The organism is Campylobacter majalis (assembly GCF_905120465.1).
GTDB lineage: Bacteria > Campylobacterota > Campylobacteria > Campylobacterales > Campylobacteraceae > Campylobacter_A > Campylobacter_A majalis.
Genome location: NZ_CAJHOF010000029.1, coordinates 1 through 10,441, shown reverse-complemented (window position 1 = coordinate 10,441; position 10,441 = coordinate 1). Strand labels below are relative to the sequence as shown.

General features: G+C 35.0%; 11 protein-coding genes and 1 pseudogene. 4 read left to right on the top strand and 8 right to left on the bottom strand.

Annotated features, from left to right (window positions below):
• Window positions 1-458 precede the first annotated feature (458 nt).
• Complete coding sequence (gene proC / locus LQU93_RS09530) at window positions 459-1,223, bottom strand: pyrroline-5-carboxylate reductase (protein WP_229933654.1); 765 nt, start codon at window positions 1,221-1,223, stop codon at window positions 459-461.
• Window positions 1,224-1,242: 19 nt separating this feature from the next.
• A complete protein-coding gene (purM, locus tag LQU93_RS09525) occupies window positions 1,243-2,226 on the bottom strand; it encodes a phosphoribosylformylglycinamidine cyclo-ligase (RefSeq protein WP_229933653.1) in 984 nt (327 codons plus the stop codon).
• Window positions 2,227-2,297: 71 nt separating this feature from the next.
• Between purM and coaE the strand changes: the two genes are divergently transcribed.
• From coaE to surE, 4 genes are read left to right on the top strand one after another with little or no spacing between them, the layout of a single operon-like run.
• Complete coding sequence (gene coaE / locus LQU93_RS09520; RefSeq protein ID WP_229933652.1) at window positions 2,298-2,888, top strand: dephospho-CoA kinase; 591 nt, start codon at window positions 2,298-2,300, stop codon at window positions 2,886-2,888.
• A 24-nt stretch (window positions 2,889-2,912) separates the two neighbouring features.
• Window positions 2,913-4,256 (top strand): adenosylmethionine--8-amino-7-oxononanoate transaminase, encoded by a 1,344-nt coding sequence (gene bioA, locus LQU93_RS09515; protein WP_229933651.1) that lies wholly within the window; start codon window positions 2,913-2,915, stop codon window positions 4,254-4,256.
• Between the two features lie 26 nt (window positions 4,257-4,282).
• The gene (locus LQU93_RS09510) at window positions 4,283-5,872 is read left to right on the top strand and encodes a peptide MFS transporter (RefSeq protein WP_229933650.1); all 1,590 of its coding nucleotides are present in this window, start codon (window positions 4,283-4,285) and stop codon (window positions 5,870-5,872) included.
• Window positions 5,865-6,644 carry a 5'/3'-nucleotidase SurE gene (gene surE, locus LQU93_RS09505; RefSeq protein WP_229933649.1) on the top strand — a complete coding sequence of 260 codons (780 nt, stop codon included), beginning with the start codon at window positions 5,865-5,867 and terminating at the stop codon, window positions 6,642-6,644. Before LQU93_RS09510 ends, surE begins: the two co-directional genes overlap by 8 nt.
• Window positions 6,645-6,666: 22 nt before the next feature.
• Here the strand turns inward: surE and LQU93_RS10000 are convergent, their stop codons facing one another.
• The 6 genes and pseudogenes from LQU93_RS10000 to LQU93_RS09480 all read right to left on the bottom strand — a co-directional run.
• Window positions 6,667-6,789 (bottom strand): hypothetical protein, encoded by a 123-nt coding sequence (locus tag LQU93_RS10000; RefSeq protein ID WP_268250069.1) that lies wholly within the window; start codon window positions 6,787-6,789, stop codon window positions 6,667-6,669.
• Window positions 6,790-7,153: 364 nt separating this feature from the next.
• Entirely contained in the window at window positions 7,154-7,588 is a 435-nt protein-coding gene (gene hemJ / locus LQU93_RS09500) for a protoporphyrinogen oxidase HemJ (protein WP_229933648.1), read from the bottom strand.
• Window positions 7,589-7,625: 37 nt separating this feature from the next.
• Window positions 7,626-7,985 carry an NINE protein gene (locus LQU93_RS09495; RefSeq protein WP_229933647.1) on the bottom strand — a complete coding sequence of 120 codons (360 nt, stop codon included), beginning with the start codon at window positions 7,983-7,985 and terminating at the stop codon, window positions 7,626-7,628.
• Window positions 7,986-8,020: 35 nt separating this feature from the next.
• On the bottom strand, window positions 8,021-8,470 hold the full coding sequence (gene lspA, locus LQU93_RS09490) for a signal peptidase II (RefSeq protein WP_229933646.1): 450 nt from the start codon (window positions 8,468-8,470) through the stop codon (window positions 8,021-8,023).
• Window positions 8,463-9,803 carry a phosphoglucosamine mutase gene (glmM, locus tag LQU93_RS09485; RefSeq protein WP_229933645.1) on the bottom strand — a complete coding sequence of 447 codons (1,341 nt, stop codon included), beginning with the start codon at window positions 9,801-9,803 and terminating at the stop codon, window positions 8,463-8,465. The genes lspA and glmM overlap by 8 nt, the downstream gene beginning before the upstream one ends.
• 527 nt (window positions 9,804-10,330) lie before the next feature.
• A pseudogene (locus tag LQU93_RS09480) lies at window positions 10,331-10,441 on the bottom strand (IS1595 family transposase); the annotation flags it as partial.

Genomic DNA, 10,441 nt, shown 5'->3' with positions numbered 1-10,441 from the left:
TAACATCTGAAGTAGATAGCATGGCTAAAGAGATAGTTGCAGAAGTTAGAACTAAACGCTTTTAATTAACACTACATCATCCCTAAGCTTGTGGTGGGTTTGGGGGTGATTTAATCAACTTAGCAAAATTAGAGTAAAATTAATCTTATTAAAAAGCATAAATGTAGATAATGCATTTTTTAAGCAAATAAAATCACATAAACAAAATTAAGGCTCTTGGTTTTATTTATTGTTGCTTGTAAAATAGCAAATTTAGGCACAATACAATGAAAATTTATATAAAGTTTTATTAAATTAGTAAGAAAAATTAAAGCTAGTTTGTTTGATTTTAAAATTTAAAGTGTAATATATTTTAGTATTTTTTAAATAGCTAGAGATAGTATTTAAGGCTATGCTAAATAGGCTGTTAATTTACCAAGATAAGGCAAAATTTGCAATCATTGCAATGCCGTAGGCTATTATGATTTTGCCTTTTGTATGCATGCATTTACAGCTTCAATTACGCTAGAGCGAAAATTTTTGCTCTCTAATACCCTAAGTGCTTGTATTGTCGTGCCATTTGGTGAGCATACGGCATCTTTTAATATGGCTGGATGTTGCTTTGTTTTTGCTACAAGACTTGCCGATCCAGCAACAGCATTTGAAACGATTTCATATGCTAAATCGCGTGAAATCCCATTAAGCACGCCAGCATCAGCCAAAGCCTCAATAAATACAAAAACATACGCTGGCAAACTACCGGCAATACCAGTAAATGTTGCAAACAAACTCTCATCTATTTCGTAAATTTCGCCAGTGTTGTTTAAAATTTTAACTATTTTTTCCTTATCGTTTTTGCTAAAACTTTCATCAAATGCCACAGCACTCACGCCTTTTTGTATAGTGATTGCAGTATTTGGCATGATGCGAATGATTTTTGCATTGTTTGCTATCTCTTTTGCCTTAGAGATTGTAAAATTTGGAGCTAGTAAAGCTATAGTCTTATTTGTATCGGATATCTTTTGTAAGACACTTTCATAATCTTTTGGCTTAATGGCTAAAAAAACTAAATCGCAATTTTTAACCACTTCAATTTCGTTTGGTAAAATTTTGACTTTGAATTTTTTAGCGATTTCATCATTTTTACTTCTTGCGTAAGCGTAAATTTCATATTCATTTTTTAGTGCCGACATCATCGCTTGAGCGATATTTCCACCACCTATAAATCCTATAGCAATACTCATTAATTTCTCCAGTTGTTTATTAAACTATCCTAACTCCACTACCGCTTACAACTTCGCCTATTTTATATGCATCTGAGTTTTTTATGATGTATTCTTCATTTTGTGCACTTACAACTAGCACCATGCCAACACCAGCGTTAAATGTCCTATAAAGCTCATTTTCATCAACAATTCCATCAAAAATTTCATACATTTTTGGCATTTTTATAGCATTTTTATCTATTACGGCACCAAGTCCGTTTGGAAAAACTCGTGGTAAATTTTCAACCAGTCCCCCACCTGTAATATGTGCTAATGCGTTTATTTTGTCTTTTAGCTTTAAAAACTCATCTACGTAAATTCTAGTTGGTTTTAAAAGTAGATCAATAAGCCTTTCTTCGCCGATTAAATCATCAAATTTCAGCCCTTTTTCGCTTAGCACTTTTCTAGCTAATGAGTATCCATTTGAATGCAGTCCAGTTGATGAAAGTGCTAGTAAAACATCACCTTGTTTAACATATTTTGTGCGATCTATCTCATCTATCTCTGCCATGCCTACAGCAAAACCAGCCAGATCAAAGTCATTTTGCTTATACATAGATGGCATTTCTGCAGTTTCGCCACCTATTAATGCACAACTTGCCTTTTTGCATCCATTGGCTATACCTTGTACTACAATTTGTGCTGAGTTTATGTCTAGTTTGGCTGTGGCGTAATAGTCTAAAAAAAACAGCGGAGTTGCAAAATTGCAAATTAGATCATTTACACACATTGCGACTAGATCTTCACCTATCGTATCTAAGCGATTTGTATCTATTGCTAGACGTAGCTTAGTGCCGACACCATCAGTTGCACCTAAAATGGCTGGATTTTTATATCCACTAGGCAGACGTATCGCACCAGAAAACGATCCAATGCCACCAATTACAAGCGGAGTAAAGGTCGATTTTACGTATGGTTTTATCGCATTTACAAAATCATTTCCAGCATCTATATCTACACCAGCATCTTTGTATGTTATCATTTTTGATCCTTAAAATTTGGGCTGATTTTAACCAATTTTTGCTAAAATCGCAGTAAAATAAAGGTTTAATTATGAATAAATTTAAAAACGCAGTTGTGATTACTGGCTCAATTGGCAGTGGCAAAAGCACGGCTAGTGCGTGGTTAAAATCGCAAGGATATGCAGTAGTGGATGCAGATGATATCGCACACGAAGCGTTAAATTCTTGCATTAACCAAATAAGTGCTAAATTTCATAATGTCGTCAAAAACGGCGTCATTAACAGAGCTAAGCTTGGCGAAATAGTTTTTAACGATGCTCAAAATTTAGCATGGCTTGAAAATTTACTTCATCCAAAAATAAGAGATAAAATTTTTAATGAATGTACGCTCTTAGAAAGCAAAAACGAGCTTTATTTTGTCGATATTCCGTTATATTTTGAAAAGATTAATACATACTCTATGCTAGATAAAGTCGCCGTTATTTACGCACCAAAACACGAATTAATAAAACGCATAATGTCTAGAAATTGTTTAAATTTACAAGAGGCAACTAGGCGCGTTGAACTTCAAATCGATATCGAGACTAAAAAACAAAAAGCAACTTTTGTGATTGATAACAGCTCTGATATTAATAACTTACATAAAAATTTAAAAGCATTTTTGCACAGTATTGTTAATTAGCTTAAAAAAAAGGGGGGGGGAATTTTGAGCTTAGTAGAGCTTGATTTAAAGCATATTTGGCATCCTTGCTCACAGATGCATGATTATGAGACATTAGCACCAATTGTTGTAAAAAGGGCAAAAGGCATCTATATATATGATGAAAACGATAAGCCCTATATGGATATTATAAGCTCGTGGTGGTGCAATCTTTTTGGGCATTCAAACGAGATTATAAATGAACGCATTAAGGCTCAACTTGATATTTTAGAGCATGTAATATTTGCAAATTTTACCCACGAAACGGCTATAAATTTAGCATGTAAGCTTGTTAAAATTTTACCAGCAGGATTAAATAAACTAAATTTTAGCGACAATGGAAGTTCGGCGGTTGAAAGTGCTTTAAAAATGGCATTTCAGTATCAATACCAAACCGACAAACCACACAAAACTCGCTTCATGTGTCTTGATGGTGGCTATCATGGCGAGACAATAGGTGCGTTAAGCGTTGGTGCATTAGATTTATACGCTAAAATTTATAAGCCGATGTTAATGGACGTAATTCGTATAAAATCACCCGATTGCTATAGATGTGAGTTTAATCAAATGCGTTGTAGTTGCAAGTGTGAATGTTTTGTTTATGCTAGGCGTGAGTTTGAGCGTTATGGCGATAAGACGGCGGCTATCATCATAGAGCCATTAGTGCAAGGTGCAGCTGGTATGCGTATATATCCGCCACTTTATCTTAAAAAACTGCGTGAGATTTGTGATGAGTATGGTGTGCTTTTGATAGCTGACGAGATAGCTACTGGATTTGGAAGAACTGGCAAGATGTTTGCATTTGATCATGCAGGTATTTCGCCTGATATTATGGCACTATCAAAGGGCTTAACTGGCGGATACATGCCAATGTCAATTGTTGCTACAACGGACAAAATTTACAACGCATTTTATGCCCCATATAATGAGCATAAAGCATTTATGCACTCTCACACATATGCAGGAAATCCTTTAGGCTGTGCTGCTGCACTTGGTGTGCTTGAAATTTTTGCTAAATTTGACATTTTAACAGTATCAAACAACACAGCCATTTATCTAAATGAGCTTTTAAACTCAGCACTCTTAAATCATAAAAATGTTGGCGAAATACGACAAATCGGACTAATTAATGCTATTGAGATAGTAAAAGACAAAAAGCACAAATTAAGCTTTGATCCAAAGCGACGCATTGGCTATGAGATATACAAAGCTGGACTTAAAAATGGGCTTTTGCTTCGTCCGCTTGGCGATGTGATATATTTTAACCCACCTTTAAATATCACAAAATATGAGTGCAAAAGAGCAGTCAAGCTATGCGTAAAAAGTATAGATGAAATTTTACCTAGTTAAATTTATAAAATTAAAAAGGAGCATTATTGAAAAAAGTTTGGGTTTTATTTAGCACAGAGATGTGGGAGAAGTTTAATTTTTACGGCATGAGAGCGATTTTTGCACTTTTTTTGGTGCATTTTTTAGGATTTAGTGAGTCCGATGCTGCACTTTATTATGGTGGATTTTTGGCTTTTAGTTATCTTTGCCCTATTGTTGGTGGATTTTTAGCGGATAGATTTTTAGGATATCATAAAAGTGTGTTGCTAGGATGTGCATTCTTGGCAGTCGCTCAACTTTTGTTTTTTGTGAGTGCTAGCGGTTTTAGTAGCGTTGGTTTTGCGTTATGTGGTGCCATTTTGGTTATGTTTGGCAATGGATTTTTCAAGCCAAGTATTACAGCACTACTTAGCATCAAAGCACCAAAAGACATTAGCATGGATGCTGTTTTTAGCTCGTATTATTTCTTTTTAAATTTAGGCGTTTTAATCGGCTCTTTTGTCGTGCCTTATTTTGGCGATGTAGTAGCTGGTGGAGTTCGTGATATCTCAGCGTTTAAATGGGGGTTTTTATCTGCTTTTATTGCTATGATTGTTGGGATTGTGATTTTTGCACTGTTTAGTAAAAATGATGAAAATTTCACGCCAAAACACGCTCAAGGAATGAAATATAACAAGCGAAATTTACTCATCTCATCTGTTGTTTTTATAGCTATATTTTTGCTGATTTGTTATGTCTCATCTACTCAAAACGTTGTTAAAATGTATCTTTATCCAGCCATTTATGCTTTTGGCGTGTCGATGATTTGCTATGTCTTGCTTGATAAGAGTCTTGATAAAATCGAGCGAGAAAACATCATTACTATTTTTATTAGTGCGATTTTTATTGTGTTTTTTTGGGCTAGTTTTGAACAAATCGGCTCATCTTTGACCTTTATTGCAAACAACCAAATGGATAGAAGTCTATTTGGTTTTGATGTGCCACCTTCAATGATAAGTATGTTTAATCCTTTATTTGTGCTTATTTTGTCATTTTTGTTTTCAGCATTTTATATCAAGCTTGGACGCAAAAACATAGAACCAAATAGCCTAAACAAACAAGCTTTTGGACTTTGTTTGCTTGGCGTTAGTTATCTTATTATAGCTTTTAAGGTGCATGATTTAGGAGAAAATTTACTTCATATTAAGTGGTTTTTGCTGCTTTATTTTTTGCATACTTGTGCCGAGCTTTTGGTCTCGCCTATAGGTTTTGCACTCGTGGCAAAACTCTCGCCTAAAAGACTACTTGGACTTATTTTTGGTATATTTTACTTAGCAAATGCAGCTGGATACGCCTTGTCCGGGACATTGGCATCACTGCTACCGCCAACATCTGATAAGTTTATTTTAGCAAATCAGCTTGGTATTGATTTAAAAGAAATTTTAAACAGCAAGGGTGAAATTTCAGACGATACGCTTGAAATTTTAAAGCAAAATGGTTTGCCAAGCGAGTATCCAAATATCTTTGGCTATGAGATATGTAGTCTTTTTGAGTTTTTTATGCTATTTTTTGTGCTTTGTTTTGGGGCTGGTGTTTTGCTTTTTATTGTTGCCAAATTTCATAAAATGTATAATTTAAAAAAGGATAAAAATGTTTGAAATTTTAATAACAAATGACGACGGATACGAGGCACAAGGTATTTTAGAGCTTAAAAAGGCACTTTTAGAGCTTAACAATGTCCGTGTCACGATTGTAGCTCCAAGCACTGAAAAATCAGCATGTGCTCACTCTTTGACGCTCACAAAACCACTTAGATTTATCAAAGTTGATGATGATTTTTTTAAGCTTGATGACGCTACGCCTAGCGATTGCGTCTATCTTGCACTTCACGCACTTTTTAAAAAAACGCCAGATCTAGTTATATCTGGTATTAATCATGGTGGAAATTTAGGCGAGGACATTACGTATTCTGGCACATGTGGTGCAGCTATGGAGGGTGCGTTACAAGGCATTAAAAGTATTGCATTTTCGCAGTTTTACAAGAACAACTCATTAAATGAACTTGGGTTTGATTTAGCTCGTGATGTTGTAAAAGATATCGTAAAAAAGGTGCTTTTAAATGATATTGTTTTAGCCAAAAGACAATTTTTAAACGTCAATATACCAGCCGTTAGCAAATCAGCATTTAAAGGCTACAAAGTCGTGCCAGTTGGTAGGCGAAAATACGCAACCGACGCTAGTGTCAATCGCAATCCGCGTGGAATTGAGTATTATTGGATAGGCAATGCTAGACTAGATTTTATCCAGACTGATTACGAAAGCGATTTAAGCGAGATTAACAATGCTTACGCCACAATCACGCCTATTAAATTGGATTTAACAGCACATGAAAGCATACGTGATTTAAAGGCTCATTTTGATAGATTATAGCCTTTATAAAGTTAAGCAAGTGCTAAAGCTTGATATGAGCAAATAAATTTAATCCAAACATAGCAGAGCTAAAACTCATTTTTACGATGTTTGACAAAATATCTTTTAGATATGAACTTGACATTTTTATTTTTACTAAAACCATTATTTTGCCTCTTTTAAAAGCTATAAACGCAAGCGAAATAAAAGTATCTTTCACTCATTTGTATTTTTTAGTCGTTTATGCGTTAGTAGTTTTTAAAAATATTGCAAATTTATTTTATAGCTTTTAATTTAAATAAAAATTTTAAATTTCTTTGCGATTAAATAAAACTATTTTTTGTAAAGTTGTGAGCGTAGCAAAGCAATTTAAACCAAAGGCAAAACAAGTATAAAATTATTTAATAACAAAGCCATTATTAAGTATAGTCAGATTAAATTAATCAAGTATAGTTTTACTAAAGTTAAACCTAATCAAGCAAGTATTTGTGCTAAATAGTCCCAAGCCCACTATGAGCTTGGGATTTAAATTAAAACGGATTTACTATCATCACCCATATAATTACCAACATCGCTACAGTCGGTACTTCATTATACGCTCTAAAAAACATTCCATCTTTTTTACAGGTTTTTGCCTTTAGCTGTTTCATATAAGAACCCAGATGAAAATGATACGCCGCCATAAGCACAACGACTAAAAGTTTCACATGTATATGCCCAGTTTTTAGCAGATCTGGCATCGCCATAATGATAAGCAAACCAGTCACAAATGAGCCGATTATCGCAGGATATCCGATGTATTTATACATCTTATACTCCATGACTTCAACCACCCTTACAAAATCAGGCTTATCCATATTTTCAGCATGATATACATAAAGTCTAGGCTGATAAAACAGCATCGCCATCCACGATATGAAAAACACAAAGTGTAAAAACTTAAAGTATAAATAATACTCCGCCACTTTTTCTCCTTTATTTTGACTATCTGACTAAACAGTCCTATCTAAAAAGCATCTCTTTTCTGGCTTCAAGCTCTGCTTTGCTTATCTCGCCACTCTCATATAGTTCATATAGTTTTTTTAGTTCGTCCGTCTTATCACGAAATTTAAGCTCGTCTTTTAACTCTTGCCGTGCGACGTTCTCATCAACATATTTTCCGACCAAAAACACATCAATTATCCACCATATGCCCCATACTCCCCAAAACACAAACCCAACAAGAATCCAAGCAAATGTTGAGCCTAGAAAAAACAGAGCCATCATACAAAATCCGCTGATAAATTTACCCAAATAAAGCCTATGAGCCCCAAGCCAACCCAAAAAGAACCAAAGTCCATATGCGATATAAACGTTATTCATCAACAATCCTTTGTTAATTAAATTTCAAAAACAAGCTATTTCTTACTCTTGTTAAAAAAGCTTTTTAAAATTATGCCAAAAACAGCTAAATTTATAATTACATCAGCCAGATTAAACACAGCAAAGTTAAACCACTTATGCCAAAATATATAATCCACCACGCCACCATAATTAAACCTATCAAGCACATTTGATACCCCAGCACCCAAAATCGCTCCAAGCTCAATGGTGTGTGATTTAAGCAGTGTTTTTTCATAAACAAGATAGCCAAATATCCCTACTATCAGCCCTATTTGTATCCATTTAAGCCACTCACCAAAAAACTCAAATAACGAAAATGCAACGCCCCTATTATATGTTAGCACCAAATCAATATACTCGCCAAGCATTGTGAAATTTGTCTGCACAAAAAAGCATTTTATGCACTGATCTAGCACCAAAACCGCCATAAAAACTAGCGTAAAAATAATCAAAATTCTACGCATTTAAAGCTTTTACAAAAAATTTCTTGACCTCATCCATGCGCTTTTCTATGAGTGCTTGATTTTTGTCCTCTAGCAATAACCTTATGACGTTTTCTGTGCCAGAGTAGCGAAATAGCGATCTTATGCCATCACTTGCTAAACTACTCTCAAGCTCACTTAGCCCGGCTATACCATCAAGAGGTTTTTTGTTGCTGATTTTTAAATTTAGCAAAATTTGCGGATATGGCTTAATCGCGGCAAAAATTTCACTTGCTTTTTTACGCTCTTTAAGCAGCATTGCGACAACTTGCATCGCCGTTACTAGCCCATCGCCAGTTTTAGCATAATCGCCAAATATCACATGTCCGCTTTGCTCTCCGCCAAAATTCATGCCATGCTCTTTCATCTTTTCTAGCACGTATTTATCGCCGACATTTGAGCGAATTAGTTTTAATTTATTGGATTTTAAATAATCATCCAAAGCAGCATTACTCATTATCGTAGCCACTATACCTCCACCATTAAGTAGTCCTTGCTTATGCAAAAACACACCAAGCACACCAAGCAACGCATCGCCTGGCACTATCTCGCCACACTCATCAACTACCACCAGCCTATCCGCATCACCATCAAACGCAAAGCCCAAATCAGCCCTTAAACGCTTAACTTCGCCAGCAAGCACTTCAGGATGCAACGCACCGCAGTTTTGATTGATGTTGCTTCCATTTGGTTCATTATTTATCACTATCACATCCGCTCCAAGCTCACTAAACACAGTCGGAGCGACCTTATACGCAGCACCATTTGCCACATCTAGCACGACACGTAGCCCTTTTAAATTTAGCTCTTTTGGAAATGAGTTTTTAATCTGCACTATATAGCGACCTATGACATCATCGATACGTTTATTTGCCCCTATTTCTGCCATCTGCTTTTGTGCGTTAAGTATAGCTTCATCATCGTAGTATATCTTTTCTATCTCAGCTTCTATATTTTCATCCAGCTTATCGCCATTTTGATCGAAAAACTTTATGCCATTATCATAGTATGGATTATGTGATGCAGATATCATGATACCAGCATCGCAACGCATATTTTCAGTCAAAAACGCCACCGCTGGAGTTGGCATCGGACCTATTTGAAGCACATTATACCCCACAGCCGTTAGCCCAGCCACTATAGCCGTTTCTATCATGTAGCCTGATTTTCTAGTATCTTTGCCTAGCAGTATTACATTTGTGCTTGAATGCTTTCTAAAATACACTCCAGCCGCCATTGCTAGTCTCATAGCTGTCATTGCCGATAGCTTCTCTCCAGCCTTGCCCCTAACTCCATCTGTTCCAAATAGTCTCACTTCATCCACCTTTTTAATTCATTTGCTTAAATAAACTTATCCAAAATCCCCAAAAAGCACACTTGCTTTCACCTTGTTTTGTTAAAAATCGGTTATTCTATCAAAAAAAGTCAAATTTTAAAATAATAAATATAAATTTAATAATAATAAATTTTAAATATTTTTTAAGAAATGAAAAATTTATTATGTAGTGGTTTGATTTAGTCGCTACCATCGCCTTTTAGAGCTTAAGAAGCTTTTCAAGAAAACATCGGCTATACCGAGTGTTACACTTGTTTTACGCAAACCTGCTTCGTTTCACTCTTGCCATATTAAGGCAAATTTTACTTTGCAAAAGTGCTTTGCTCGTTGCTTTTTAAGACTACACCTTTTTAGTGCAAATTCTAATCTCTTTTAAAATTTTACATAAACTTTGCCTAGAAATTCACTAAATTTTAAGATTTTATTTGCAAAATCTATCAAGTCTAAAATAAGAGTAGCAACCAAAGCCAAGTGTAACACTCGGTATAGCCGAGTTTGTTTAAAATTTAGGCTCTCTTTAACTTAAGAGAATTTTCTCTTATCAATTTTACTAAATTTGATAGAGATTTTCTTTGTTATTGTACCTAAATTCACACTCTTTTAAGTGTAGAATAAAA